The organism is Ferrimonas balearica, from assembly GCF_019802055.1.
In the GTDB taxonomy this organism is placed as follows: Bacteria; Pseudomonadota; Gammaproteobacteria; order Enterobacterales; family Shewanellaceae; genus Ferrimonas; species Ferrimonas balearica_A.
Window position 1 is genome coordinate 450030 of record NZ_JAHVHW010000006.1, and the last position, 26111, is coordinate 476140.

22 protein-coding genes are annotated in these 26111 nt (G+C 55.3%); 9 read left to right on the top strand and 13 right to left on the bottom strand.

The window, feature by feature from the left end; translation table 11 throughout:
• Positions 1 to 353: 353 nt before the first annotated feature.
• From KUV52_RS07425 to KUV52_RS07450, 6 genes are all read right to left on the bottom strand, one after another.
• Complete coding sequence (locus KUV52_RS07425) at positions 354 to 821, bottom strand: hypothetical protein (protein WP_222525302.1); 468 nt, start codon at positions 819 to 821, stop codon at positions 354 to 356.
• Positions 818 to 7438 carry an FG-GAP-like repeat-containing protein gene (locus tag KUV52_RS07430; protein ID WP_222525303.1) on the bottom strand — a complete coding sequence of 2207 codons (6621 nt, stop codon included), beginning with the start codon at positions 7436 to 7438 and terminating at the stop codon, positions 818 to 820. Before KUV52_RS07430 ends, KUV52_RS07425 begins: the two co-directional genes overlap by 4 nt.
• A gap of 318 nt (positions 7439 to 7756) precedes the next feature.
• A complete protein-coding gene (locus KUV52_RS07435) occupies positions 7757 to 8938 on the bottom strand; it encodes an NAD(P)/FAD-dependent oxidoreductase (RefSeq protein WP_222525304.1) in 1182 nt (393 codons plus the stop codon).
• A gap of 73 nt (positions 8939 to 9011) precedes the next feature.
• On the bottom strand, positions 9012 to 10016 hold the full coding sequence (gene gpsA, locus KUV52_RS07440; RefSeq protein ID WP_222525305.1) for an NAD(P)H-dependent glycerol-3-phosphate dehydrogenase: 1005 nt from the start codon (positions 10014 to 10016) through the stop codon (positions 9012 to 9014).
• A gap of 20 nt (positions 10017 to 10036) precedes the next feature.
• Positions 10037 to 10531, bottom strand: a complete 495-nt coding sequence (gene secB / locus KUV52_RS07445) for a protein-export chaperone SecB (protein WP_222525306.1) — start codon at positions 10529 to 10531, stop codon at positions 10037 to 10039.
• Between the two features lie 153 nt (positions 10532 to 10684).
• The gene (locus KUV52_RS07450; protein WP_222525307.1) at positions 10685 to 11122 is read right to left on the bottom strand and encodes a rhodanese-like domain-containing protein; all 438 of its coding nucleotides are present in this window, start codon (positions 11120 to 11122) and stop codon (positions 10685 to 10687) included.
• A gap of 197 nt (positions 11123 to 11319) precedes the next feature.
• On the opposite strand from KUV52_RS07450, the gene gpmM reads away from it, so the two are divergent.
• From gpmM to KUV52_RS07470, 4 genes are read left to right on the top strand one after another with little or no spacing between them, the layout of a single operon-like run.
• Positions 11320 to 12852 (top strand): 2,3-bisphosphoglycerate-independent phosphoglycerate mutase, encoded by a 1533-nt coding sequence (gene gpmM / locus KUV52_RS07455; protein WP_222525308.1) that lies wholly within the window; start codon positions 11320 to 11322, stop codon positions 12850 to 12852.
• Positions 12849 to 13976: a murein hydrolase activator EnvC family protein gene (locus tag KUV52_RS19020; protein WP_222525309.1), complete on the top strand. Its 1128-nt coding sequence runs from the start codon at positions 12849 to 12851 to the stop codon at positions 13974 to 13976. Before gpmM ends, KUV52_RS19020 begins: the two co-directional genes overlap by 4 nt.
• Positions 13977 to 14010: 34 nt before the next feature.
• Complete coding sequence (locus KUV52_RS07465) at positions 14011 to 15216, top strand: S41 family peptidase (protein WP_222525310.1); 1206 nt, start codon at positions 14011 to 14013, stop codon at positions 15214 to 15216.
• Between the two features lie 19 nt (positions 15217 to 15235).
• Positions 15236 to 15940, top strand: coding sequence for a divergent polysaccharide deacetylase family protein (locus tag KUV52_RS07470; protein WP_222525311.1), 705 nt, complete (start codon positions 15236 to 15238; stop codon positions 15938 to 15940).
• On the opposite strand, the gene KUV52_RS07475 is transcribed toward KUV52_RS07470, so the two are convergent.
• The 5 genes from KUV52_RS07475 to ftsY all read right to left on the bottom strand — a co-directional run bounded on the left by KUV52_RS07475 (position 15894) and on the right by ftsY (position 20418).
• The gene (locus KUV52_RS07475) at positions 15894 to 16154 is read right to left on the bottom strand and encodes a YkgJ family cysteine cluster protein (protein ID WP_222525312.1); all 261 of its coding nucleotides are present in this window, start codon (positions 16152 to 16154) and stop codon (positions 15894 to 15896) included. The genes KUV52_RS07470 and KUV52_RS07475 overlap by 47 nt on opposite strands.
• Positions 16155 to 16215: 61 nt before the next feature.
• Positions 16216 to 17076: an RNA polymerase sigma factor RpoH gene (gene rpoH, locus KUV52_RS07480; RefSeq protein ID WP_222525313.1), complete on the bottom strand. Its 861-nt coding sequence runs from the start codon at positions 17074 to 17076 to the stop codon at positions 16216 to 16218.
• Between the two features lie 115 nt (positions 17077 to 17191).
• The gene (gene ftsX, locus KUV52_RS07485) at positions 17192 to 18136 is read right to left on the bottom strand and encodes a permease-like cell division protein FtsX (RefSeq protein ID WP_222525314.1); all 945 of its coding nucleotides are present in this window, start codon (positions 18134 to 18136) and stop codon (positions 17192 to 17194) included.
• Positions 18133 to 18801: a cell division ATP-binding protein FtsE gene (ftsE, locus tag KUV52_RS07490; protein WP_222525315.1), complete on the bottom strand. Its 669-nt coding sequence runs from the start codon at positions 18799 to 18801 to the stop codon at positions 18133 to 18135. The genes ftsX and ftsE overlap by 4 nt, the downstream gene beginning before the upstream one ends.
• Positions 18802 to 18804: 3 nt before the next feature.
• A complete protein-coding gene (gene ftsY / locus KUV52_RS07495; RefSeq protein ID WP_222525316.1) occupies positions 18805 to 20418 on the bottom strand; it encodes a signal recognition particle-docking protein FtsY in 1614 nt (537 codons plus the stop codon).
• 115 nt (positions 20419 to 20533) lie between these two features.
• On the opposite strand from ftsY, the gene rsmD reads away from it, so the two are divergent.
• Both rsmD and KUV52_RS07505 read left to right on the top strand, forming a co-directional pair.
• Positions 20534 to 21154 carry a 16S rRNA (guanine(966)-N(2))-methyltransferase RsmD gene (gene rsmD, locus KUV52_RS07500; RefSeq protein ID WP_222525317.1) on the top strand — a complete coding sequence of 207 codons (621 nt, stop codon included), beginning with the start codon at positions 20534 to 20536 and terminating at the stop codon, positions 21152 to 21154.
• Complete coding sequence (locus KUV52_RS07505; protein WP_222525318.1) at positions 21151 to 21417, top strand: DUF1145 domain-containing protein; 267 nt, start codon at positions 21151 to 21153, stop codon at positions 21415 to 21417. The genes rsmD and KUV52_RS07505 overlap by 4 nt, the downstream gene beginning before the upstream one ends.
• Before the next feature lie 34 nt (positions 21418 to 21451).
• Here the strand turns inward: KUV52_RS07505 and KUV52_RS07510 are convergent, their stop codons facing one another.
• Positions 21452 to 22042 (bottom strand): YhgN family NAAT transporter, encoded by a 591-nt coding sequence (locus KUV52_RS07510; protein WP_222525319.1) that lies wholly within the window; start codon positions 22040 to 22042, stop codon positions 21452 to 21454.
• 120 nt (positions 22043 to 22162) lie between these two features.
• On the opposite strand from KUV52_RS07510, the gene KUV52_RS07515 reads away from it, so the two are divergent.
• Genes KUV52_RS07515 through KUV52_RS07525 form a run of 3 tightly spaced genes read left to right on the top strand, consistent with a single transcriptional unit; the run spans position 22163 to position 24730 of the window.
• Positions 22163 to 23329, top strand: a complete 1167-nt coding sequence (locus KUV52_RS07515) for an HD-GYP domain-containing protein (RefSeq protein WP_222525320.1) — start codon at positions 22163 to 22165, stop codon at positions 23327 to 23329.
• A 46-nt stretch (positions 23330 to 23375) separates the two neighbouring features.
• A complete protein-coding gene (locus tag KUV52_RS07520; RefSeq protein WP_222525321.1) occupies positions 23376 to 24152 on the top strand; it encodes a hypothetical protein in 777 nt (258 codons plus the stop codon).
• A gap of 11 nt (positions 24153 to 24163) precedes the next feature.
• The gene (locus tag KUV52_RS07525; RefSeq protein WP_222525322.1) at positions 24164 to 24730 is read left to right on the top strand and encodes a lysophospholipid acyltransferase family protein; all 567 of its coding nucleotides are present in this window, start codon (positions 24164 to 24166) and stop codon (positions 24728 to 24730) included.
• Between the two features lie 48 nt (positions 24731 to 24778).
• Here the strand turns inward: KUV52_RS07525 and KUV52_RS07530 are convergent, their stop codons facing one another.
• Complete coding sequence (locus KUV52_RS07530) at positions 24779 to 26056, bottom strand: mechanosensitive ion channel family protein (protein ID WP_222525323.1); 1278 nt, start codon at positions 26054 to 26056, stop codon at positions 24779 to 24781.
• Between the last annotated feature and the right edge of the window lie 55 nt (positions 26057 to 26111).

Here is a 26111-nt window from a genome sequence, read left to right on the forward strand (position 1 = left end):
CTAACCTGAATCATCGCAACTTCGAGTTAAATAAGATTAAAGTGGGTGTCCTCGTAGAATTATCGCGGTACGCAAAGAGAAGAATCAAAGTAATTGAAGAGAAAGTAAAGCTATTCCAGGAAAATCGAGATTCGTCACCTCACCGCTTTCGAAAATCCTTCCTTTAAATGTGCAGTTTGAAACAGTATGTCATCCAGAGCTTCATAGCATACCGTCCAGATCAAACCAGTAGAAGTGACCAGTCGCACCGGCACCGATAATTAGCGGCGCTGGCCAGCGCCGACCAGCCTGCTGGAACAGGCTGGTCGGTTCGACTAGTGCTGGACATCACTAAGGTGAGGCTATGGTTCGCTCTAGTTACAATCTAAAGCAGCACGGGCTTTTTCATATTCCGCTATATCGCTACGCGAGTCTTTGTTCACATAATCGAAAAGTTCCGCTAGTACAGAGCTCTCACTATCTAGAACAATAGTAATATAGACTGACTCAAAGTAACCCGAGACAGCATATGGTTTAACTCCAAGTCGCATTAATTTTTTGACATCATCGAATTGGTGAAAGTTTGCTGCATGACTTATCAAGAACTCGCCATATTCAGATAAGAAGTTATCTCTTTCATCGAATGGGATAGCATCTATACCACCCGACTTGAAGAACTCTAAAGGATTACCATATTTCTTGCTGAAGTTTTTCGACGTCAACATATAAATTTCTCTATCAGAGTTAACTGCCATATTTTCAGAAATGTATTCTGACCTACAATCCGCCATAGATATGCTAGAAAAAAGGTATAAGAAAAATACTAAAAAAAATGCTCTCATCTTTTTATAAACTCCACATCAACTCGCCCGTAGCTATCATACACAAACCTGTGTCTTAAAGGAGGCGGAGGCGCAACTCCCATCAAGTCATTGAAGGCGCCAATTGCATTACTTATCAAACCCATTTTATTGGGGTTAACTAAAGCGTCTACACCAGATTTAAGAAGTGTATTAGCTGTCAACTCCATATTGGCAGATAGGTTACCATTCACCGCTAGCGCCTGAATACGACGTAAATCACTAGAGTACAATTGGGCGCCTAACAAAACAGATTCATCATCTCTGTGAGCGAGCTCTGGAAAGTTTGCTCGAATCCCTTCAACATCATTGGCACCAACCAACTTCTTGATTAGCATTCTTTTTTCATAAGCTTCTGATTCAATCTCATTATTTATCTTAGCCCGATGTCTTTCTGTTAACCTCGCTCGAGCATCATCGTTCAACAATCGAGAGAAAGCACCAGTAACAGCTCCATTAGCAAACTTGCCACCACTGATTGCAGAAGCCGTACCACCAATAAGCGCAGCTTTGACCGCATTACCAACTCGGTCTCCAATCTCTGTTGCTCCATCAACAAACAAACTGTCGCCACCTACTTGACCAACGCCTTGCACGAAACCTGCTGCCACAAACCCATGACCAAACTTACCACCTTGCAAGACACTGCTCACTCCACCAACTGCCCCGTGAGCAGCAACTTTACCAAGATTAAAACCTTGGACATCCCAACCATGCAAAGCACCAAATGCCGCACCTGTAAATGCTCCTACCAATGCACCTTTCAAGGAACCAGTTGCTACTCCGCCTGCAACGAAACCAGTTATTGCCCCTTGAACCACTACGTTACCGATACCAAAAGCGTTCGCCAATAACCCTCCTGCACCAGGAAGCCAAACGCTGATGGCAATAGCTGCTATCTGACGCCAGTACTTCTTGATAGCTTTAAAGAGCTTTTTGAAGAAGAACCCACTGGGATCGGTATAGCTCATCGGATTGTTCAACACATAACTATACCGGTTGTAGTTCTGCAAGTTATTCGGTGCCTGGATATTTGGATCGGCCTGTAGGAACCGGCCAAGGGTCGGATCATAGATCCGACCATTCATATGGATGATATTCAAGTGAGAAAGTTGTTCATGCCCGGTATAGCCATTATTAAGAGACGGGGATATGGCTACTCCAAGTATTGAGCTGCTAAATGTTTGTAGACGTTTACCCCATGCATCATAGGAAAATTGCTGTACAACTCGTCCGCTCTGGTTCGTTACTGTAGTAACCGAACCTTGATGATCATTATGAAGATAAAATCGGTCGGAAGATCCATTACTACGCTTAGTAATGATGATGTTTCCAACATAGTATTTATGTTCAGTTAAATTGGAAACACTACTTCCTGTTCGAACAATCTTTTCATATAAGCCAGACACATAGGTCGTTGCGTAGTAAACTGCCGATCCATTTTCCATTTTCTTATCGTAACGATAGTAACGATTACGATTTTGATCATATTTATAGCTACTGAACTCTTGGCCTTTGTTGATCCGTTTAACCCTATCGTAAGAGGTATATTGATAGGTTCTTATTCCATCGCTACGAATGTTTCCGTTGCTATCATAAGTAAATCCCCGAGTCTCACTGCCTGAGGGCACTATTGATATCGATAAGTTTCGACTCTGCGAACTATAAGGCCCTACTGATGGGTTGCACGGCTGCGCCGTAACGACTCGACTAGAAAAGATTGAGAAAGAGGACATCAACACTGGGCCAGGTCCCGGGGTTGGCCCACAGCCATCCCCAGGACTCGGTGTAACCTCAATAACCGTTATTGAAGACTCTAGCTGAACTTGCTTGAGTCGATAAGGGTTCTGCGAATCGTAGATATACTGACCCACACCTTCCTTATTAGTTATATTACCAAGCTCATCATATTGAACGGCATATCCAATTTGCTCTCCGAGACCATGGCTGGTAGTTACTTCTGACAATCGATAGAGTTCATCATACGCATATCCGTTATTCCAATTCAGAGAGGCAGTCGATAGGTTCATCGACCTATGTGTCAGATTACCTAGTTCGTCAAACTGATAGCTCAAATCATGAAGGGTATTCCCCCCTTTCCTCAGTAAAATGCTATCGATAAATCCGGTTCGCGCTTTGTAATCTCGATTTTCAATAACATTATTACCATATGTCGCCGATACAATATTACCGCGCGAATCCATATTATTAATCGTCATATATGGACGATTTGACACTGGATCAACCCGTCTCCTTAAGTAACCTGATGAGTTATATTCGTTCCGAACTTTTACTTGACTGTCTGGATAATTTATTTGATAAACTCTTCCAAGATTATCGTAGCTGTAACCGATGCTATAGGTGCTTCCATTTAACTTAATCCGAATTCGGCGCACCAACCCCGTTGTATAGTAATCATATGATTTTCTAGTTTCGACATTTGCGCTAGTACAACTCGTAACACCTGTTGCCAATTTCTTTTCTTCAACAAGTAAACCAGCGGTATTACTGTTTCGGTTTCCATACCTCCAGCAAGTTACCCCCTCCGGTTCGATTCTCTTTATTTTTCTACCAAGGTTGTCATACTCAAAACTAACAATTTGACCCAAAGCATTAGTTTGACTCAATAGCTCTCCAAGTGCATTATATTGATAGTTCCAGGTTCCCTTATCAATATCCGTGGTTTGGTATTTTCTGCCATATTTATCAAAGCGACTGAAGGTTCTGGTAAACCGTGATCGCGAATCAGTCTCAACTTGAGTGGATATCACATTTCCATACGAGTCATATCGATGATAAATTCGACTTCCTAGTTCGTCCTCAACATAGGATATTTCTCCCAGTCCGTTCACAACCTTCGTCTTTCTATTGCCATTATCATCAAGAACCTGCACAGTCCTGCCGCGATAACTTGTTGTAGTCAGAGCACCGCTAGGCGTGTGCTGCCTTTTGACTCTGGAGTGAATATCGTAGGTAAAGGTTGTTTTATAGTTTGATGGCCATCCAATACCAGGTTCAGAGTTTCCAACTGCTCTCCCTAGCGAGTCATATTCCGTTTTGGATACTACCCAATTCCCATTAAAGTGTCGCTTTGATTTTGCAACTACCCGACCATACTTATCAAATATCGTTCTGTGGTCTGGTGCACCGCTTTGGCGCTTCTCAATATAGTAGTAGGCATTACTAATATTGTTGCAAGAACCACAAAGTTGATAGTAAGTGGCTACTGTTCCACCGGTAGGAGGTCTAATCCTTATTTCCCTTCCCCATACATCATAAGTGGTTATAGTGCTTCGATCATTGGGGTCATTCATGGTTACGGTTAGGATCTTGCCTTGCACCTCATCCGCTGAAACACCGTTGTATTGGTATGTTACTGTATCACCGACGGGATTGGTTTTACTTTCCAAATAGCGACCATTATTCCCCCAACTTTGAGTGGTCACTCGAGTTGACTTACTACTGCCATTCCAATTGATACCAGCTGTAACTGAGCTAGATATCTGATTTCCGTACCTATCAAAGTCAAGTTGTGTTTTTACTTCGTAGAGAGGCTCATCGGGAGCCATTGTCGACTCAAACATCACTCCACGATCATCGTAAATGAATGCAGATTTCCGAGTTATTGCAACTTGTCCCATACGCGTTTTCGTTATGGTAGTTTCACTCAGTCTACCTTTTTCTGCACCACCGCCATCCCCTTGATAGCTGTTTTCTGTTCGGGTAGTTAGCAATGTATTTCCGTTATCAGGATCGAACTGCGTGATCAAAATATCGATGGCGTTACCGTAGTCGTCATAATCGGTTTCCGTCTGACTTTTGGCAACTTTGTAGATAACACCATTTGTTCCTCTCTCACGCTTGGTGTCATTACTTTCTACAAGTAGAGAAAACATGGCGTTATCTGAATGGGCGGAGACACCAAATGAATATATATTTGTCGAGCTATTTAGTAGCTCTCCCTGATGGAATTGACTAGTACTTGATGGTGTGCCGACCAGTGGAAAAAATTGATTGTAATGCGTAGTTGTTTCTATTCCCGTCTGCTCATCAATTGAAGTAAGAAATTCAAACCCCAATGCTCCTCGGCCGAGTCGATTTAGTGCAAAACCACCATAGCGATAACTAACGGATACAGTGCTGTCATCTCCGGTTTCGGTTTGCACACGCTTAACCACCATAAGTGGCGATATCAGACCAAAGTTACCATTTTCAACTTCAATGCTGGCGCTTTGTATTGGATAAACAGGATACTCACCGTCAACTTTATCAGTAAGTCTCCCGTAGCTTATCTGAGTTCTCCCTCCAAGGCCATCGTATATATCTGAAATCGAACTTGAATTGATTGAAATGTAGGAATCATACCGGTGCCAAGCAGAGTTGGTCGCGGAGTACATCTGTGGTATACCTTCTCCTTGTGTATCCGCTATCCTTAATACCTCATAGCTGGATATTGACTGACTTCCTCTATTTGGCCAAGACAACTGTCCAGCAGTATTAAATTCTGTTACATGAAATCGTACTATCTGGTTCCCATAAGGAACTATAATATCGGTTTTTCCATCTACATTAACGTCAAAGAAATAGGTTTTTGATATGTCAGAATTAGTGATCGACACTCCAGTATCTATCGGATTATTTAGCCTATTTCCGTTTGACACTCTTACATACCAACGGTTGTTCTTAACATAAGCAATATCAGTTAGACCGTCACCATTAAAGTCAGCCGCCCTAACATTTGCTGACTCTCCAACATCGCTAACAGTTTGACGCTCAGTATATGTTCCACTTTGGGATACGTATAGGCGCCACGAAGAAGTCGTTTCCCAAGTAGTATTTGTGTAATCTTCTCGACACTCGGAGGCATCCGCCACGCCGGATAAGTGCTCCCCACTGCCGTTTATTTGACAGCGCCCTTCAGTTACTTTAAGTAAAAGGTCTGTCTTTCCATCGCCATTGAAGTCGAGCAGCGCACTATTTTTTAGTGTTGAGTGACTTGATATACCGCTGTTGAGCTGTAGATCTGATTGAAAATTTAACAATGTTTGTTTTGCTTGTAGTTCCCCTCCATCATTTCTGTACCAATTTAATGAACCGTTCTCAGTAAATAGAATGTCCTCCAGTCCGTCACCATCAGGATCGGCAATCAGTACTTGGCCTTCAAACCCTATCGCTCTTTTTCCTGTTGGGATTGATCGATAATAGGTAGTCCGTTCAAAAGTGTCACACTCTTCAAGCATTTCATTGGCAATGGAGGCACCACTGACACTATGAGCATCCCTATTTGAACAGTAAGGCACTTCTTCAGTGTTCAGTTCATACGTCAATACAAACCAATTGCTGTCAGCACCTCCTGACACAAGAAGATCACGCTGTCCCTGGCCGGTGAAATTGATCACGTGGGCATATTGTGGCTGAGCAGCACCGACGGAACCCATAATGACCGAACTGTTGTTTTCAAAATTATGGAGTTTCCACTGGCTACCCGTTGAGTAAATCATGTCTGACCGGCCATTACCGGTCATATCGAAAAAACGTGCAGTGTGACGATTGCTCGTTGATGCAGCTTCGCTCTGAGGCGGAGCAAAAAGTTGGAAGTTACTTGTGGTGCTTAGAAAGCGATTCCAAGTGAAGTTAATCGGCGCGCTACAATTTGATGAAGATGGCTCAACGCAGCGTCGGATCGACACCAATCGATTTTTGTTTAGGTGGTTAAATGCCTCATCGTAGCTGAGATCATATCTTGACGACAATTCACCATCTGTCGATACTTCGATAGACCGAAGAAGCTTATTCATTCCTATCAAAGCGCCGAGATAGTAACCTCTGGTCGGCTTACTCTTATTGTTATATTGAAATTCAACTCGCTGATAGGGTAACTCATTGCCATGGCCCCCATAAGCAATGGCCGAAAGATAATGTTCCCCTTTACTACCATCGCGACGATAGCGGTAGGCAATGTAATTTCCAAAGACGTCGACAGTACCACTTTGTGCCCAGAATAGCGCAACGCTCCCCTGTTGCTGGTAATTAGCAAAACGCATTGAATCAGGGCCGAGCGTCGTCCCATCGGTATCCTTAAATGCGACACCAAAATATGACGGATTGCCAAAGTACCTAACATCCCCATCCTTACCTTCTACCTTGAAGGCCAGAGGCCCTCCTCCCTGCGCCTGCCCCCTTGCGGTTATCTTCTGATAGGACTCAATTTCTGTTCTATAGACAGAGTTTGGCTCGCCATAACCCGCAGGACTATTTGTTGCCAGAACCAGCCTTTGTCCATCCAAGCAAAAGCGATCCGATCCTGACAAATCGACACCAACAAGAGCACCATCAGTTGCGATCGACTGCGGACACCGGCTGATCATCGACTGTGCGCTTATGCCGAACCCCACACCCAGATAGCCGTCTTGCCTATTGGATGAAGAGTAGGTAATGACAACATTTGGAGCTACGTTAGCCCTGGCCTTTGGCAGCGCCAACGGTAGCTGGTAAGTCGCCGCTCCCTGTTCGTCAACGCGAAACTGCCCGCTAAGCGGAACAGTCGATGCTTCGGTCAATAAGGAAAGACCACAGAGCAAAAGGAGACTCCAACGCATAATCCACCCCCAATCCTTGGGCTGTTAGATGAACAAAAGTGAGACTCAGAGAAATCAGTTCAAAACTATTATTGGGGTGGCTTTTGATCAGGTAGGAATGAGCAGACAGTTCGTATGTGAATGCTCTCTTCGAAGTTGGGTTAGGTACAGATATCCAGCTCTCAACTATAAAAAGCCGGTGGAAGGGCAAGCTTATTTTTAATTATTCAGCTTTAGCTATTGAGGGGGTGGGGGAATAGTGTTTAAGAGCAAACCTAAGGGCACGTTTCCTTAGGCTCCTATATTTCAGCTTCACATCCTTGTGCAATTATGCTGTTCTCAGGCGTTCTGGCCCGCCACATAGCCGCTGCTCCAGGCCCACTGGAAGTTAAATCCACCAAGCCATCCGGTGACATCCATCACCTCACCGACAAAGAACAGGCCGGGAACCGTTTTGCACTCCATGGTTTTGGAGGAGAGTTCATCGGTGTCCACACCGCCCAGGGTCACTTCCGCCGTCCGGTATCCCTCGTCACCAGCCGGCTTCAGTTGCCAGCCGTTCAGCATGGACGGAATCGAGTCCAACGCGGATTTATTAAGCTGACCCAGGGGCAGGTTCTGCCAGCCGTGATAGGCGATCAGTGCCTCGGCCAGACGGCCGGGGAAGTGCTCGGACAGCCAAGTCAGCAGTTGGCGCTTCGGCGAGCGCTGTCGCGCTTCTGCCAGAGCTTCTGCGGCATCGACGGATGGTAGCAGGTCAATGGTGACCGCTTCGCCTGTTTGCCGGTAGTTGGAAGCCTGCAGCACGGAGGGGCCGGACAGTCCACGGTGGGTAATCAGCATCTGCTCGGTAAAGCTGGGGCCACGGGCCGCCTGGATGCTGGTGGTCAGGCTGATCCCGGACAGAGGTTCAAAGTGCTGCTTCTCTGCGGGTTGCAGGGTAAAGGGCACCAATCCGGCACGAGTCGGGCGCATTTTCAGGCCAAACTGTTCCGCGATCTGATAGCCCAGCGGGGTCGCACCCAGCTTGGGCATCGATAAGCCACCGGTCGCCACCACCAGCGACTGACACTGGATCCGACCTGCACTGGTGGCCACGCTGAACCCCTCTTCACTCTTGCTGACCGCTTCGATGCTGGTGCGCAGACGGATCTGAACCTGCCCCTTATCGCACTCCGCCAGCAGCATGGCGACAATCTCTTTGGCGGAATCGTCGCAGAACAGCTGGCCATGGTCCCGCTCGTGATAGGCGATGTTGTGACGCACCACCATATCGATGAAGTCCCATTGGGTGTACTGGGCCAGGGCGGACTTGGGAAAGTGCGGGTTGGCACAGAGGTAGTTGGCCGGCTCCATATACAGGTTGGTGAAGTTACAGCGGCCGCCGCCACTGATCAGGATCTTCTTACCCGCCTGTTTGGCATGGTCCAGCACCAGCACCCGGCGTCCCCGGGCCGCCGCAGTGGCTGCACACATCAGGCCGGCGGCACCGGCGCCGATCACTACCACGTCTGTCTGCATTGTCGATTTCCGTTGGGTCTCAGATGAACAAAAAGGGGATGCCTCGGCATCCCCTTGTAACCTTAGCGCCGCATCACTCCGGCTTCATATCCCGGCCCAACAGGGCTCGGGCCGCTTCCTGAACCGGTTTGCCCTCGTAGAGCACCTGGTACAGTTGATCGGTGATGGGCATCTCCACCCCCTGACGCTTGGCCAGCAGGTAAACCTCTTTGGCGTTACGGTAGCCTTCTACTACCTGGCCGATCTCCTCCATCGCCTGCTCCACCCCTTTACCCTGGCCCAGGGCCAGGCCGAAGCGGCGGTTACGGGAGAGGTTATCGGTACAGGTCAGCACCAGGTCACCCAGACCTGCCATCCCCATAAAGGTGTCCTTATCGGCACCCAGGGAGCAGCCCAGGCGGCACATCTCCACCAGACCACGGGTGATCAGCGCGGTACGAGCGTTGGCGCCAAAGCCGATGCCATCAGACATACCGGCACCAATGGCGATCACGTTCTTCACCGCACCACCCAGTTGCATGCCGATAAAGTCGGGGTTGATGTAAACCCGCATCCAGGTGCCGCAGTGCAGCAGCTGCGCCATATCCTCGGCAAACTCAGTATCGGTCGCCGCCAGGGAGATGGCGGTAGGCAGACCCGCAGCCATCTCTTTGGCGAAGGTGGGACCGGAAAGCACCGCCAGCGGGATCTGATCGCCGAGGATCTCCCGGGCCACATCCTGAAGCAAACGGCCGGTTTCCGGCTCCAACCCCTTGGTTGCCCAGACAATACGGGCATCCGGACGGAGCAGCGGTTTGGCCTGGTTCAGTACTTCACCAAACACATGGCTGGGCACCACAACCAGAACATCGCGGGACGCCGCCAGCGCTTTACCCAGGTCGCTCTCAATCACCAGAGGATCGGGGAAAGCGGCACCGGGAAGAAACTCCTCGTTGCAGCGATCACGCTGCAAGCGAGCCATATGGTCGGCCTCATGGCCCCACAGCACGGTATGGTGACCGTTGCGGGCCAGGGAAATGGCAAGGGCGGTGCCGTAAGACCCCGCCCCAAGTACCGTAATCGCGGCTTGTTCAGTCAACTGAAAAGCTCCTGAATTGATTAGGCGTCTGCCTGCGCACCTTCAGCGGCCGCTTCTTGCTGGCGCTTCTGCAGGTACTGAGCAAACAGGGCATCGAAGTTCACCGGAGCCAGGTTCAGCGGCGGGAAGGTGCCACGGTTTACCAGGCTGGCTACCGCTTCACGAGCGTACGGGAACAGGATGTTCGGGCAACCGGCGCCCAGAGCGTGGGCCAGTTGCGGCTCAGGCAGGTTGGCAATGGTGAAGATACCGGCCTGTTGAACTTCGGCCAGGAAGGCAACGTCTTCGCCCACTTTGGTGGTTACGGTAATGGAGATAACCACTTCATAGGTGTCGTCAGCCAGCTTGGCAGAGCGGGTGTCCAGGTCCAGTTTCACTTCCGGCTTCCACTCTTTCTGGAAAATGGCCGGAGAGTTCGGGGTTTCGAAGGAGATGTCCTTGGTGTAAACGCGCTGGATCTGGAACTGAGGAGCCGCTTGTTCGTTGGTGGCGGCGTTGTTGGTTGCTTCAGCCATTGTCTTTCCTACCTTAATTGTGTTCGTTTGTCGGGCTTCCATTCGCCGAGCCGGACGCCAAAGGGTTAGGCGGCCAACATTGCTGCGGACGGGTCCCCGTTATCAGGGGTCGCTCGTTGTCTCAACCGGCCGCCTGGGCGACCGGCCATCAACTCAGCGTTTTTTCTTCCGTACCACCGGCAGATTCGCGGCGTTCCAGTCGGTCATGCCACCGTGCAGGTTGTAGACCTGCTCGAACCCGGCTTTAACCAGTACCTGGGCAGCCTGGGACGAACTGATCCCGGCGTTGCACACCACAATGATGGGGGCGTTCTTAAACTTTTCAACCGCACCCAACTCATTATTTTTGATTTGAGACAGGGGCACATTGATAGCGTCTACGATGTGGCCTTTCTTAAATTCGTCGGCCCCACGGACGTCCAGCACCTTCGCATCCTGACGGTTGATCAGCATGGTGGCTTGCTGGTGGGAAACGGTTTTGAACTTGCTCAGCTTGCTCTTAACCAGAGACATGATGAACAGCGCCAGCAGAGCCACCCAGATCAGACTGAGGATGGGGTTGCGGACAAAAAAATCGATGTATTCCTGCATGAAAAGGCCTGTTAACTGACTCAGCGAGTGAAATAACGGGCAGCAAGTATACCTTGTCATTTCATTGGATGCAGCGTTGTCGCCATTGCACCGGGCGGATGCTGGTTTGCGGCTTGGCCATCGGTGTACACTGAGTCACACTCAGCTAATCGACATCGGCGCCCCGATCCCGACGGCGCCCAACGCAAGGATTCACCATGACTGTCGCCCGCAAACCCCTGGCGCTGATCATCCTGGATGGTTGGGGCTACCGCGCCCCCAGCGCTGACAATGCCATTACCAACGCCAACACCCCGAACCTGGACAAGCTCTTCGCCGAGCGCCCTAGCACCCTGATCTCCGGCTCCGGCCTGGACGTGGGCCTGCCGGACGGTCAGATGGGCAACTCCGAGGTGGGCCACATCAACCTGGGGGCCGGACGTGTGGTCTACCAGGAACTGACCCGCATCGGCAAAGCGATCCGTGATGGTGAATTCCAGCACAACCCGGCCATTGCCAAGGCCGTGGACAACGCCGTCGCAAAAGACAAAGCAGTGCACATTATGGGGTTGCTCTCCCCGGGCGGCGTCCACAGTCATGAAGATCACCTGGAAGCGATGGTGCGGATGGCCGCAGCACGCGGTGCCGAACGCATCTACCTGCACGCGTTCCTGGATGGCCGTGACACTCCGCCCCGCAGCGCCGAAGCGTCACTGAAGCGCTTTGACGCTGTGTTTGCCGAGCTGGGTATAGGCGCCACCGCCAGCGTGGTGGGGCGCTACTACGCCATGGATCGCGATCAGCGCTGGGAGCGCGTGGTACAGGCGTACCAGTTGCTGACCGAAGCCAAGGGCGCGCATCAGGCCGACAGCGCCGTCGATGCCCTGCACGCCGCTTACGCCCGGGATGAGAACGATGAGTTCGTGGCCCCTACCGTAATTGGCCAAGGCGCAGCGATGGCCGACGGCGACGCGCTGATCTTTATGAACTTCCGCGCCGACCGTGCCCGCCAGCTGACCCGTGCTTTTGTGGACCCGGCATTTTCCGGCTTCGAGCGAGCGGTAACCCCGAAGCTCAACTTCGTGATGCTGACTCAGTATGCGGCGGACATCGATGCCCCCTGCGCCTTCCCGCCGGAAGACCTGGTCAACACCTTCGGCGAACTGATGGCCAAGCACGACAAAAAGCAGCTGCGCATCAGTGAGACCGAGAAGTACGCCCACGTCACCTTCTTCTTCAATGGCGGTGTGGAAACGCCCTTTGAAGGGGAGGAGCGGATCCTGATCAACTCTCCCAAAGTGGCCACCTATGACCTCCAGCCGGAGATGAGCAGCGAAGAGCTGACCGACAAACTGGTGGCCGCGATTGAGTCCGGCGAGTTTGACGCCATCATCTGCAACTACCCCAATGGCGATATGGTGGGTCACACCGGCAACTACGAGGCGGCGGTGAAAGCCTGTGAAGCGGTGGACCACTGCATCGGCCGTGTGGTTGAGGCACTGGAGAAGGTGGGCGGCGAGTGTCTGATCACCGCAGACCACGGCAACGCCGAGCAGATGAGCGACGCCAGCACCGGCCAGGCGCATACCGCCCACACCAGTGAGCCGGTGCCGCTGATCTACGTTGGCCGGGATGCCGAGCCGCGCACAGACGGCGCCCTGTCTGACATCGCCCCCACCATGCTGTATCTGATGGGCCTGCCCATTCCGGTTGAGATGACCGGCCAGCCCCTGGTGACCCTCAAATCGTGAAACGACTCCTGCCCCTGGCTCTTTTCGCCCTGCTGGCCACTCCGGTGGCCGGTCAGGACGAGGTGGCCCAACAACAGGCCCAGCTCGACAAACTGAGCCGGGAGATCAAACAGCGTCAGGCCAAGCTTTCTGAAGCCCAGGTGGCCAAAGATGGACTGATGGCGGAGCTGCGTCGCACCGATAAGGCGATCAGTGACAGTGCCCAGTCCCTCAAGCGGCAACAGCAGGCGCTGACCGAGAGCGAAGCGACCCTGAGTGAACTGGAAAAGCGCCAGGGGGAGCTGGAGACACGGCAACGACAACAGCGGGATCAGCTCGCCGCCCAAGTTCGCACCGCCTGGATGAGTGGCGGACAGGATCACACCGCGCTTTTACTGGGCAATGATGACCCGGCCACCCTGGAGCGGATGCTGGTGTACTACCAGTATCTGAACCAGGCCCGAATCGATGCCCTTGATGCCCTGAAGGTCACCGCCAGCGAACTGGCCAGCGTGATCGCCGAGCAACAGACGGAACGGGATCGCCAGGCTGACCTGCTTAAACAGCAGGAGCAGGAGCGCATTCGACTGGCGCAACGCCAGAAAGATCGTGAAGCGGCCCTGGCCAAGCTGGAGCGGCAACTGAAACGGGACAGCAATCAACTGGCCCTGATGCAGGAGGACCGTGAGGTACTTGAGCGTGCCATCGCTCAGGCGCTGGAGGCCCTCGCCCGCAACGCGGCGCTGGATGGTCTGGCGGACAGCAAAGGGCGCCTGCCCTGGCCCACAAAAGGCTCACTCTCCAAAGGGTTTGGCAGTCATCGTGAGGGTCAGCTCAAATGGAACGGCTGGCTGCTGAAAGCACCCGCAGGACGGGAAGTGAAAGCGATCAGTGCCGGTCAGGTGGTGTTTGCCGACTGGCTACGAGGCTTTGGCCTGGTGGTGGTGGTTGACCACGGCGAGCAGTACCTCAGCCTCTACGGACACGCCCAGGCCCTGCTGCGACAGGTGGGAGATACGGTCAAACCCGGCGAGGTGATCGCCCTGACCGGCAGCTCCGGTGGCCTCCAACAACCAGGTCTATACTTCGAGATACGCCATCGAGGGCGTGCCATCGATCCCCGTCCCTACCTCAAAAAGGGGTAACGCTGGCCAGCCCTCCTGATCAGGAGGGCAGCCCATGCGGCGCATTCTTCCCTTTCTGGTCGGCCTTCTGTTTTGCGTTACCACCGCGTATGCCGGACAGGAGTTACACAAGGATGCGGCCAAGCCGACTCACCAGGATAGCCAAGCTCTGATCGGCGCCGTTCAGGAGTTGATCGAGGATTACTACGTCGACGAGGTGGATCGACAGGCTCTGTTGGATGGGGCCCTGAAGGGAATGCTGGAGGTGCTGGACCCCCATTCCACTTACCTGCGTCCGCATACCCTCTCTCTGCTTCGGGACAACAACCGTGGCCACTACTATGGCTATGGCCTTGAGGTGTCCGTTGATGAAGGGGAGATCCGGGTGATTTCACCTATGGCCAACTCCTCCGCCGAAGTGGCCGGTGTGCAACCGGGAGATGTCCTGCTCAAGGTGGACGAACTGGAAGCGGATCCGGACGATCTCGACCCGATGATCGCCTACATCAAACAAGCCAGCCTGGATGATCGCCCCCTGCTGTTGACCCTGAAGCGGGATCCTCTGCCCGACCCGGTAGTCCTGCAGCTGATCCCTTCCGAAGTGGAAGTGATATCAAGCCAGTCCCATCGTTTGCCCGGCAACATCGGTTACCTGAGGATCTCCAGTTTCAACCAGCGCACAGCCTCAGAGATCCGGGCCGCGGCACATCAGTTTGCCGAGACCCCTCTGGATGGACTGGTGCTGGATCTGCGCAACAACCCCGGAGGACTGCTCGACGCCGCCGTACAAGTGGCAGACATGTTCCTGACCCAGGGCACCATCGTCACCACCCACGGCCGCTTCTTCGACGCCAACAGCGCTTACCAGGCCTCCCGCTTCAGCCTGTTTGGCGATCTCCCTGTGGTGGTGATCATCAATGAAGGCAGTGCTTCCGCCGCAGAGATCCTGGCCGGAGCCTTGCAGGATCTGAACCGAGCGGTACTGGTGGGCGAGCGCACTTTTGGCAAGGGTACGGTGCAGAGCCTGATCCCACTCCTTTATGGCGGTGGGGCAATCAAGCTGACCACAGCCCGTTACGCTACCCCCAACGGGACCTTTATCGACCAGCAGGGGATCAATCCCGACATCCTGGTGGAAGCCCAAAAAGATGGCGATATAATCAGCAATAACAATCCCTTGCTGAGTCTTCAGGATGATCCTCAGTTGCTGGCCGCCTACAACCTGCTGGTGCCGAAAACCGCTCATCGCGGCCGCCCTTAGTTTGTTGCTTTTTTGCGGAATGGCGCAGGCCGGACCGCGCCTCGCCCTGATCATTGATGACATTGGCGCCCGGGAAGCTGATCGGGCCGCCCTCGACCTTCCTGACAGCGTCACCCTGGCGTTTCTTCCCCACACCCCCTGGGGGCGCGAATTCGCGCTGGCCGCCTGGCGCGAAGACCGGGAATTGATGCTGCATCTGCCGATGGCCACCACCGGCCCAAAGTCTCCCGGCCCCTGGGCCATTGAGCCGGAGCTGGATCGCTGGCAAGTGCAGTACCGGGTGAAAAAAGCGTTGGCGGACATCCCCTTTGTCAGTGGCGTTAATAACCATATGGGCAGTGCCGTCACCCCGGATCCGGACCGCATGGCCTGGGTGATGGAAGTGCTCAGTCTTAAGGGGCTCTACTTTGTGGACAGTCTGACCACCTCAGACAGCCGGGCGTATGAACAGGCTCAGGCCTGGGGGATTGCCAGCCAGAAACGGGACGTGTTCCTCGACCCGGACCGACAGCCGGGCACGTTGGAGATTCAGTGGAATGAAGCGCTGGAGCAGGCTCAGCGACGAGGAGAGGTGCTGGTGATCGGGCATCCCTATCCGGAGACCCTGGCCTTTCTGGAAACGGCACTGCCCGCGCTGTCTGATCAGGGGATTGAGCTGGTGCCGATGTCAGCCCTGTTCACCCCGCCCGTACTGTTGCCGCTTCCAGCTCAGTCAGCACGGTAAGTGCCACCGCATCGGTGCTGCCGCAGATATCGGGGTCGGGCTTAAAGTTGCTGCACACCGCCGGGCGGCCGGGCTGACCGAAGATCTTACACAGATTCCGCTCATCCAGCTGAATGCAGCGCACCCCGGCCGGTTTGCCTTGGGGCATACCGGGAATGGGGGAGGTGATGGAGGGGGCGATGCAACAGGCCCCGCATCCCAGACGACACTGCATGATGGACTCCGGATAACAGAAAAACGGGCCGCTCGGCCCGTTTTTTCAACAATTCAGTGGTTTACACTTCCATCGCTGTTTTCAGCTTCTTGATGGCGTTCTTTTCCAACTGCCGGATCCGCTCGGCAGAGACCTGATAGCGATCCGCCAGTTCCTGAAGCGTGACTTTGGGTTCATCCAGCCATCGGGCAGTCAGAATATCCCGGCTGCGCTCATCCAGGGTGTTCAGTGCGGCGTGCAGCTTCTGCTGGGAGCGACGCTCCCAATCCTCCTGCTCCAGCGTCTCGGCATGGTCGGACTGCTTGTCCTCCAGATAGAGAGCCGGGGCGTAGCTGCCCTCATCGTCATCCCGCTCCGGGGCGATGTCGAAAGCGGCGTCGACAGCGGCCATACGGGCCTCCATCTCCATCACTTCGTTTTCGCTGACCCCAAGCTCGTCCGCCACCGTACTGACCTCTTCAGCACTGAACCAGCCCAGACGTTTCTTGGCCTTTCGCAGGTTGAAGAACAGTTTGCGCTGAGCCTTGGTGGTGGCCACTTTGACGATGCGCCAGTTTTTGAGGACGTACTCATGGATCTCCGCCTTAATCCAGTGCACGGCAAAGGAGACCAGCCGTACCCCGATATTGGGGTCGAAGCGCTTCACCGCCTTCATCAGGCCGATGTTGCCCTCCTGGATCAGGTCCGCCTGCGGCAGGCCATAGCCGGAATAGCTGCGGGCCACATGCACCACAAAGCGCAGGTGTGCCATGATCAGTTGCTTGGCCGCATCCAGATCACCCTGCTCCACCTGACGAGCCAGGTACTGCTCCTCTTCGGCAGACAGCATGGGGATGGCATTGACCGCCTGGATATAGGACTCCAGGGTGCCGTGCCCTTGGGGCACCACCATCAAGGCCATGTTTGGGCGGTTGTCGCTCATGCTGTACCTCGTTTGTTGCAGGGATGGGGAGTCTAGCACGCTCGCCGGTTAAAGGGTAAGAACCCCTCTGTGCGGCAAACGTCGGGTTCAGACTCCATTTGGCTGGCCGGGTTCCCTAGCGGGGTTCAATGGCGCGCAGGTGGCGTCGAACCGACAGCCAAGCCCCCAACCAACCCAATGCGCAGGAGAACAGGATCAGGCTGCCACTCTGGCTGCCGGTCAATCCCTCAAGACGGATCTGGCTGCGATACAGGCTGAGCAGCTGAGCCACCGCCCCATCCAGCCAGATCAGCATGCCGTTCACCAATACCATGGCGATCAACGCTGCCAGCAGTCCCAACCAGATCCCGCCATAGAGGAAGGGGCGGCGAATAAAGGCTTCAGTGGCACCCACCAGCTTCATCACCTTGATCTCGTGAAAGCGTTGCATGATCGCCAAACGGATGGTGTTGCCGGTGATCAGCACCACCGCCAGAATCAACAGAGCCGCCAGTGCACTGCCGGATTGCCGGCCCACCTGTCCCAGCGCCTGAAGGCGCTGCAACCAGTCCAGATCCAGCCGGGCCATCGCCACTTCGTTGAACTGAGCCAGCCGATCACGCAGTGCCCGGGCGGCATCTGCATCACTGTGGCGGGCCGAGGGCAGCACCCGAACCACCGCCGGCAGCGGATTGCTGTCGAGGTACTTCAGGGCTTCACCAAACTGGCTGTGGGATTGGAATTCCGCCAACGCCTGATCGGGGTTGAGGTAGTGCACCTCTATGATCTCCGGCATGGAGCGCAGTTGAGTCACCAGCCCCTGACGACGAGCTTCATTAAGATCCAGTCGCAAAAACAGGCTGATCTCCGCCGCACTCTGCCACTGAGCCTCCACCTTGGCGGCGTTGTTTGAGAGCACCATCAGCAGCGCAGGCAGAGAGAGGCTGAACCCCAGCACCAGCATGGTCATCAGGGAGGTCATCGGTGTGCGCCAAAGCTCACCAAGGCTGCTCAGGGCCTGCCGAACGTGCTGCTGACAGCCGCTTTTCAGCCGTTGAGTAAAAGGCAGTTTTGGCTTCACAGGGCCATCTCCTCACTCACCATGCGTCCGTGACGAAGGGTCAGGGTCCGGTAGCGCATGCGGGCGATCAGGCCCAGGTCGTGGGTGGCGATCAGCACCGTGGTGCCGGACGCATTGAGGGTTTCGAACAGGCGCAGAATGTCCATGGAGAGCTTGGGATCCAGGTTTCCGGTGGGCTCATCCGCCAGCAGCAGAGGAGGCCGGTTGATCACCGCCCGGGCGATACCAACCCGCTGCTGCTCACCGCCGGAAAGCTGAATCGGCGCGTAAGCCGCCTTATCGCCGAGGCCAACCATATCCAGAGCCCCTTCCACCCGCTTGGTGATCTCGCTGCTTTTAAAGCCTTCAATCACCAGCGGCAGGGCCAGGTTGTCGTAGACACTGCGATCCATCAGCAGGTTGTGGTCCTGAAAGATGATGCCGATATTGCGACGCAGATAGGGCACATCGCCGCGCTTAAGCTTGGCGATGTCCTGACCGTTAATGGTCACCTTGCCCGTGGAGGGGCGCTCGATGGCGGTGATCAGCTTGAGCAGGGTGCTTTTCCCGGCGCCGCTGTGGCCAGTGAGAAAAGCCATCTCACCGGGCTTAAGACCAAATGACACCTGCTCCAGGGCCATCCGGCCGCCGGGGTAGATCTTGTTGACCTGCTCAAACTGGATCATCGCTTACGCGGACTCCTGCTCACTGAAGAGGGCGTCGATAAAGGCCTGGCTGTCGAAGGGTCTCAAATCGTCGATCCCTTCACCGACACCGATATAACGTACTGGTATACCAAACTTATCTGCCAGAGCGAAGATCACACCCCCTTTTGCGGTGCCATCCAGCTTGGTCAGGGTCAGGCCGGTCAGACCCACCGCCTCATTGAAGATCTGCGCCTGACTGATGGCGTTCTGGCCGGTGCTGGCGTCCAGAGTCAACATCACCTCGTGGGGCGCGTTCTCATCCAGCTTCTTCATCACCCGGACGATCTTCTTCAGTTCGTCCATCAGGTGGGCCTTGTTCTGCAGGCGACCCGCAGTATCCGCAATCAGCACATCGACATTACGGGCTTTCGCAGCCTGCAGGGCGTCGAAAATTACGGAGGCACTGTCGGCGCCGGTGTGCTGGGCGATCACCGGGATGCTGTTACGCTCGCCCCAGACCTGCAGCTGCTCCACCGCAGCGGCACGGAAAGTATCCCCGGCCGCCAGCATCACAGACTTGCCTTCAGCCTGGAACTGCTTGGCCAGCTTACCGATGGTGGTGGTTTTCCCCACACCATTGACGCCCACCATCAGGATCACGAAGGGTCCGTTGGGGTTTTCGATGACCAGCGGCTGATCCACCTTGCTCAGAGTGGTTTTCAACTCCTGCTTTAGGTGCGCAAACAGGGCATCGGAATCTTTCAATTCGCCGAAGCTGGCTTTGTCGGTCAGGCTGTCGATGATGCGGGAGGTGGTTTCTACCCCAACGTCCGCCAGCAGCAGTTGGGTTTCCAGCTCTTCGAACAGTTCGTCGTCGATCTTTTTGCCTTTGAAGAGGGCAATAAAGCCGCCACCGATGTTCTCACTGGTGCGACGCAGCCCCGCTTTCAGACGGGCAAAGAAACCCTGCTTTTCCGGCTCTTCGCTCGGTTGAGCAGCTTGCTCAGCAGCTACACGCTCTGCTTCCAGACGCTCAGCTTCCGCCTGCTCGGCAGCAACGCGCTCTGCTTCCAGACGCACAGCTTCCGCCTGCTCGGCAGCAACGCGCTCTGCTTCCAGACGAGCGGCTTCGGCCTGCTCGGCGGCAACGCGCTCCGCTTCCACACGGGCGGCTTCGGCCTGCTCGGCAGCAACGCGTTCCGCTTCCAGACGAGCGGCTTCGGCCTGCTCAGCGGCAACGCGCTCCGCTTCCACACGGGCGGCTTCGGCCTGCTCGGCAGCAACGCGTTCCGCTTCCACACGGGCGGCTTCGGCCTGCTCGGCAGCAACGCGTTCCGCTTCCACACGAGCGGCTTCCGCTTGCTCAGCGGCCACACGTTCCGCTTCCACACGAGCGACTTCGGCCTGCTCGGCAGCAACGCGCTCCGCTTCCACACGGGCGGCTTCCGCTTGCTCTGCGGCTACACGTTCCGCTTCCACACGAGCGACTTCGGCCTGCTCGGCGGCCACACGCTCCGCCTCCAGACGAGCGGCTTCGGCCTGTTCAGCAGCCACACCCTCAGCGTCAGCCTGCTGGGCCGTTTCGGTTACTTCGGGACGCTCTGGCGTCTCCTCCTTTTTCTCCCGGCGGAACCAGGAAAATAAGCCTTTGGCCATCTTTTCTTACCCTTTACTGCCGGCCGGGCTGACAACACCCGCCCGGGCCTTGCTAAAATAGCGATTTTTCTGGCGCCCTAGTCTACCCAGAATTGCCAAAAAAGCCGAGGTCACCATGGCGAGAGCCCCACGTCGCAACAGTGCGTCCACTCCAGCATCCCGAACTCCGGGACAGATCCGCCTGATTGGCGGTCAGTGGCGTGGCCGCAAATTGCCGGTAACAGACGTGGCCGGATTGCGCCCCACCACGGACCGGGTACGTGAAACCCTGTTCAACTGGCTGATGCAGGAGACTCGCGGTGCCCGGGTGCTGGATTGCTTTGCCGGCAGCGGCGCGCTCTCTCTGGAGGCGCTCTCCCGTTTTGCCGAAAGCGCCACCATGCTGGAGCTGGATCAAGCGGCTGCCAGACAACTCAGTCGCAACCTGAGCACCCTGAAAGCGGATAACGCCTCCGTTATCGCCGGGGACAGCCTGGCCTATCTGGCCCGGCCAGCTGAGGCCCCTTTTGACATCGTATTTATTGATCCGCCGTTCCGAAAAGGGTTGCTGCAACCCTGTATCGAACAGCTGAACAACAATGGCTACCTGAAGCCGGGCAGCTGGATCTACCTGGAAACCGAAGTGGAGTTGGCGCTGCCGCCACTCCCCGCTGGCTGGTCCCTGCACCGTGAGAAGATCGCGGGACAGGTGGCCTACCGCCTCTATCAATACCGACCCACAGAGACCACCGAATGACCCAGTTTCTCTCTTGGGCCAAGGCCGGCATGGCCGCGGCCTGGCTGATCATGATCGTGAACCTGATCTTCCCCTGGCCTGCGCCCTACCACCTGGCCCTGCAGATCCTGCTGCAGATCACCCTTGCGGGTCACCTGGCCATCTGCGCCGGTTTCCGGGTCCGCCAGGGCAAGCCCCTGACCTGGGCACACTATCAGGAGATGATGCTGTACGGCGTCTTTGCCCTGCTGAGCTGGCGCAATCAGAGCCGCTCTGGCGAGTAACGCAAAAAACGGGAGCCGATTGGCTCCCGTTTCGTTAACTGGCGCCGAGGTACTGAGCGATCCCATCGAGGAACATCTGCACCGAGATCATCACGAGCACCATCCCCATCAGGCGCTCCAGCGCAACCAGGCCCCGTTCGCCCAACAACCGATGGAACACCCCGGAGAACATCAGAATCGCCGCGGATACGCCCCAGGAGAGCAGTAATGCCACCGTCCAGTCCATCATTTTGCCCGGTTCGGTATGCGCAAGCAGCAGCAGCGCGGCCAACACGGAGGGGCCCGCAATCAGAGGGATGGCGAGGGGTACCAGGAACGGTTCCTGGCCCGCATCCAGACCCGTTACCCCGCCGGGACTGGGGAAGATCATCCGGATGGCGATCAAAAACAGGATGATACCGCCTGCAATGGAAACCGACTCGGTACGCAGATTCAGGAATGAGAGCATCGCTTCACCGGCGTACAGGAAAATCAGCATGATGCCGAGGGCGAACAGCAGCTCACGGATCAGGATGATACGGCGGCGCTTGGGCTCCACATGGCGCAATACCGATAAAAAAATCGGCATGTTGCCCAGAGGATCCATGATCAGGAACAGCATCACCGCCGCTGAGAGGATATCCATTAAGAAAACTCCAATTTATCTGCTTCAGACTTCTGTTTTAGCGAACAAAAGTATAATTTATTCGTCACAGCAAAATGGTACCACCCAGCACACAATCCGTGGCTGCAACACACAAAAACTATGTTAAAAAACCTGCCGGTTCACCAAGTGACTCTGGGCATGTACGTGGTGGATATTCCTGGTCACTCCATAATGGCCATCCGCCAGCAAGGATATATTCGTACGCCGGAAATGCTGGCCCTCTTGCGTAAGCAGGGGGTCAAGTCAGTGCTTATCGATACCAGCCGGTCTCAAACCGGCGCTTCAACACCAACCCCGTCTCAACCCGCTGCGGCCAGTAAACCCGCTCAGGCGAAAGCCAGCCTGAAAGAGGAACTGCCGCGGGCAAGAAAGCTCTACAACCGCGCTCGCCAGTTGCAACAGCGGATGATGCATGACGTTAAACTGGGTAAACAGCTGGAGCTCGAACCTGTCGAGCAGATGGCGGACCAATTTATCGACAGCGTGTTCCGCAACAGCAGCGCCCTGAACTGCCTCCGTCTGATCAAGGATAAGGACGACTATCTCCTGGAGCACTCCATCGGAGTGGCGATCCTGATGACCCTGTTTGCCCGCCAACTGGGGTATAGCGGCAGCGTTCTGCACAAAATTTGTGTTGGCTCACTGCTGCACGACATCGGTAAGGTGATGATCCCCGTAGAGATTCTGAATAAGCCGGGCAAGCTCACCGATGAGGAGTTTGCGATTATGCGTAGCCACGCCGCTCATAGCCGCGACATCATCAAGAGCACTCCGGGGATCAGTCCCATCAGCCTGGACGTGGCCGCCATGCATCATGAGAAGCTGGATGGCACCGGCTACCCGGAAGGGCTGCAGGGCGACTCGATCACCACTTATGGACGCATGATCGCCATCTGTGACATCTACGATGCCATTACGGCGGATCGCATCTACCACAAAGGGGCGCCACCCACTGTCGCGCTGAAGCGTCTGCTGGAGATGACCCCACATCAGCTGGATCGGGAGTTGGTTCAGGAGTTTATCCAGTGTATCGGCGTGTACCCAGCCGGCACCATGGTCGAACTCTCCAGCGGCCTGCTGGCTGTGGTTCAGGAGTCCAATGAAGGTAAACCGCTGAAACCCATAGTCAAAGCGGTCTACAATCCCAACAGTCGCACCCATATCATGGCGACACTACTGGACCTTTCCAGCCCGCACTGTAAAGAGCAGATCGTCCGGGCCGTAAATCCCCGGGATCACCGGCTGGAACTGGACAACTATCTCTAAGCGCTATACCTTGGCGCCCCCCGCCAAGGTATCTCCGGAGACCACAATGAACTACCTGATCGCCAGTGTTCTGATTCTGGCTGTTGGCCCGTTGCTGTATCACGGCTTTCGAAACCAAACCCGGCTGCTGGATGCCATCGGCGCCTTCGTGGTGGTGTCCCTGTTCGGCCTGGTCCTGTTCGACATCCTTCCGGAGCTTTGGTACCACGGTGGTTTCTGGGTTGTTCCCACGATTCTGTTAGGCTTTTTCGGCCCCACTCTGGCGGAGAAAGCGTTTCGTCGGCACTCCCGGCTGGCCCACAACCTGACTCTGGCTCTGGGCCTGACCGGCCTGCTGATCCACACGCTGACCGACGGCAGCGCCATCTACCTGGTGAGTCAGCAGCAGGCCAATGATCTGCTGGCACTGGGCGTGGTGCTCCATAACCTGCCAGCGGGTCTGGCGATCTGGTGGCTGCTTCGTCCCCAGTTTGGTCGCGCGCCTGCCGCCGCCATGTTGGCGACCCTGATGGCCTTTACCGTAGTGGGTTTCTTCCTCGGCGATGAGATACTGTCGATGATCAGTGTCGCTGGCTCGGTTTACCTGCAAGCCTTTGTGACCGGTTCTATCCTGCACGTATTGGTCCACCGCCCCCATGAGCACCACCATGGCGCACACCACCACCATGGTCACAGTCGCTGGCGCCTCGGTCGGGGCCACTACCTGGGCAGTGCACTGGCGCTGATCTTCCTGGTATTGGTGATGCTCTCTCACCACGATCATGACCACAGCCACCATGGCCACAGTCATCAATCGGCGGTCCACGACCAAGGCGAACATTAAGGAGGCCGCGGATGCTTGCCACTCTCTCAGCCTGGATCCTCAAGGGATTTGGCTGGTCGATTCAGGGCCAGCTGCCAGAGCGGCATAAGTACATTGCCATCGTTGCTCCGCATACCAGCAACTGGGACTTTATCCTTGGTCTGCTCGCCCGCTTCCAGCTTAAGGTTCCCGCCCGCTTTATTGGCAAGCATCAGCTGTTTCGCCCTCCGCTGGGCTGGTTTATGCGTGCCCTCGGCGGTCGCCCGGTGGATCGGACCCAGTCCAACAATCTGGTGGAGGAGGTGGTGAAGCTCTTCAATCAGGAGGAGGAGTTCGTCCTGGCGCTGGCACCGGAGGGGACCCGCAAACCGGTGACACGCTGGAAAACCGGCTTCTACCACATCGCCAAAGGGGCAAAAGTGCCCATCGTCCCGGTAGCACTGGATTTCCGTAAAAAGTGCATCGTGATTGGGGAGCCCCTGATGGCCGGTGACAGCAAGGCGGCGGACATGGCTCAGCTGTTGGCGTTCTTCCGCCCACATCGCGGACGCTTTGCTCAACCCATTCCTCACTATCAGCCTCGGGACAAGCAGCCCTAAACCGGGATCCCCTGGCAGAAAAAAGCCCCGAATTCGGGGCTTTTTTTGTTATCCGGAAAGGGGCCGTCCCATCTGACGCAGATCCGCACCAGTCGGCCTTTGCATCGCCCTCAGGTCAAACTGGGGCAGCACCGCCAGGGCATGATCAAAGATATCAGCCTGAATCCCCTCGTAGATGGGCCAGCGGGTGTCGTTGGTAAAGCAGTAGATCTCCATGGGCAAGCCATTTTCCGTGGGCTCCAGCTGGCGCACCATCAGAGTCATCTCCTTGAGGATCATCGGGTGATGCTCAAGATAGGCCTGCAGGTAGGCCCGGAAACAGCCCAGGTTGGTCAGCCTGCGGCCATTAGCGGGCTGTTCCAGGTGGGTCACTCCCGAATTCGCTTCGGTCAGTTCCTTGCGCTTACAGGCCAGATGGGGCCGCATCAACTCGATCTGATCCAGCCGCTCAAACAACGGCTCATCCAGAAAACGTACGGAGTGCAGGTCCAGCAACAGGGAGCGTTTGATCCGGCGTCCGCCAGCCTCCTGCATTCCCCGCCAGTTGCGGAATGCGTCTGCCACCATAGCGTGAGCCGGGATCATGGTGATGGTCTTGTCGAAGTTCTGCACCTTCACCGTGGTCAGGCTCACCTCGATAACGTCGCCATTGGCGCCGTACTTATCCATCTGCACCCAATCACCCCGGCTGACCATGCGGTTGGCCGACAGCTGCACTCCGGCCACAAACCCCAGAATCGTGTCGCGAAACACCAGCAACAACAAACCGGTGGCCACACCCAAACCGGATAACAGGTAGAACGGTGACTTGTCCAGCAGTACGGAGATAAAGAGGATGAAGGCGACCAGGAACAGGAACAGTTTGCCCAGTTGGACAAAACTCTGCACCGGCAAGCGTCGGCTGACCGGACTCAGCAATGCCACAGCCTGCACCGTATCCAATACGGCGAAAATCAGGCGGATCACCACCACCAGGATCAACAACTCCAGCGCCATGGTGGCGGCATGATCCCACCAGGGCCAGGCCGCAAACACCAGCGGCGTGAACAGGTCCAGAATCACCAGCGGCACAATGATTGCCGTCTTCTCAACCACACGGTTTTGCTTAAAGGGCCCCGCCCATGGCCCGACAAGCCTGTCGCTCAGCGTATTGATGGCACGCCCGGCTATCCGCTTCAGTACCGCGTGGCCCACCCAGGCGATCACCAGCGCAACCAGGGCCAGTACAACAAAGGTTTGCCAGTCGCTGCTCTCCACTGGCAGGCCCCATTGCTGCAAGGTATCCACCAGTCGGTGGCGCAGCCCGGAGCGAATTTCAGTATCCAATTCCGTATCTCTTAAGTCAGGTGATTACCCATCAGGATAGCGACCGAAACCGTCT

Excerpts from the sequence above, each read along its gene's own strand:
- ftsY (WP_222525316.1), bottom strand. The coding sequence starts at position 20,418 with ATGGCCAAAGGCTTATTTTCCTGGTTCCGCCGGGAGAAAAAGGAGGAG.
- KUV52_RS07505 (WP_222525318.1), top strand. The coding sequence starts at position 21,151 with ATGACCCAGTTTCTCTCTTGGGCCAAGGCCGGCATGGCCGCGGCCTGG.
- KUV52_RS07520 (WP_222525321.1), top strand. The coding sequence starts at position 23,376 with ATGAACTACCTGATCGCCAGTGTTCTGATTCTGGCTGTTGGCCCGTTG.
- KUV52_RS07525 (WP_222525322.1), top strand. The coding sequence starts at position 24,164 with ATGCTTGCCACTCTCTCAGCCTGGATCCTCAAGGGATTTGGCTGGTCG.
- KUV52_RS07465 (WP_222525310.1), top strand. The coding sequence starts at position 14,011 with ATGCGGCGCATTCTTCCCTTTCTGGTCGGCCTTCTGTTTTGCGTTACC.
- KUV52_RS07510 (WP_222525319.1), bottom strand. The coding sequence starts at position 22,042 with ATGGATATCCTCTCAGCGGCGGTGATGCTGTTCCTGATCATGGATCCT.
- KUV52_RS07425 (WP_222525302.1), bottom strand. The coding sequence starts at position 821 with ATGAGAGCATTTTTTTTAGTATTTTTCTTATACCTTTTTTCTAGCATA.
- KUV52_RS07430 (WP_222525303.1), bottom strand. The coding sequence starts at position 7,438 with ATGCGTTGGAGTCTCCTTTTGCTCTGTGGTCTTTCCTTATTGACCGAA.
- rpoH (WP_222525313.1), bottom strand. The coding sequence starts at position 17,076 with ATGAGCGACAACCGCCCAAACATGGCCTTGATGGTGGTGCCCCAAGGG.
- rsmD (WP_222525317.1), top strand. The coding sequence starts at position 20,534 with ATGGCGAGAGCCCCACGTCGCAACAGTGCGTCCACTCCAGCATCCCGA.
- ftsE (WP_222525315.1), bottom strand. The coding sequence starts at position 18,801 with ATGATCCAGTTTGAGCAGGTCAACAAGATCTACCCCGGCGGCCGGATG.
- KUV52_RS07475 (WP_222525312.1), bottom strand. The coding sequence starts at position 16,154 with ATGCAGTGTCGTCTGGGATGCGGGGCCTGTTGCATCGCCCCCTCCATC.
- gpmM (WP_222525308.1), top strand. The coding sequence starts at position 11,320 with ATGACTGTCGCCCGCAAACCCCTGGCGCTGATCATCCTGGATGGTTGG.
- secB (WP_222525306.1), bottom strand. The coding sequence starts at position 10,531 with ATGGCTGAAGCAACCAACAACGCCGCCACCAACGAACAAGCGGCTCCT.
- KUV52_RS07450 (WP_222525307.1), bottom strand. The coding sequence starts at position 11,122 with ATGCAGGAATACATCGATTTTTTTGTCCGCAACCCCATCCTCAGTCTG.
- KUV52_RS07515 (WP_222525320.1), top strand. The coding sequence starts at position 22,163 with ATGTTAAAAAACCTGCCGGTTCACCAAGTGACTCTGGGCATGTACGTG.
- KUV52_RS07470 (WP_222525311.1), top strand. The coding sequence starts at position 15,236 with ATGGCGCAGGCCGGACCGCGCCTCGCCCTGATCATTGATGACATTGGC.
- KUV52_RS07435 (WP_222525304.1), bottom strand. The coding sequence starts at position 8,938 with ATGCAGACAGACGTGGTAGTGATCGGCGCCGGTGCCGCCGGCCTGATG.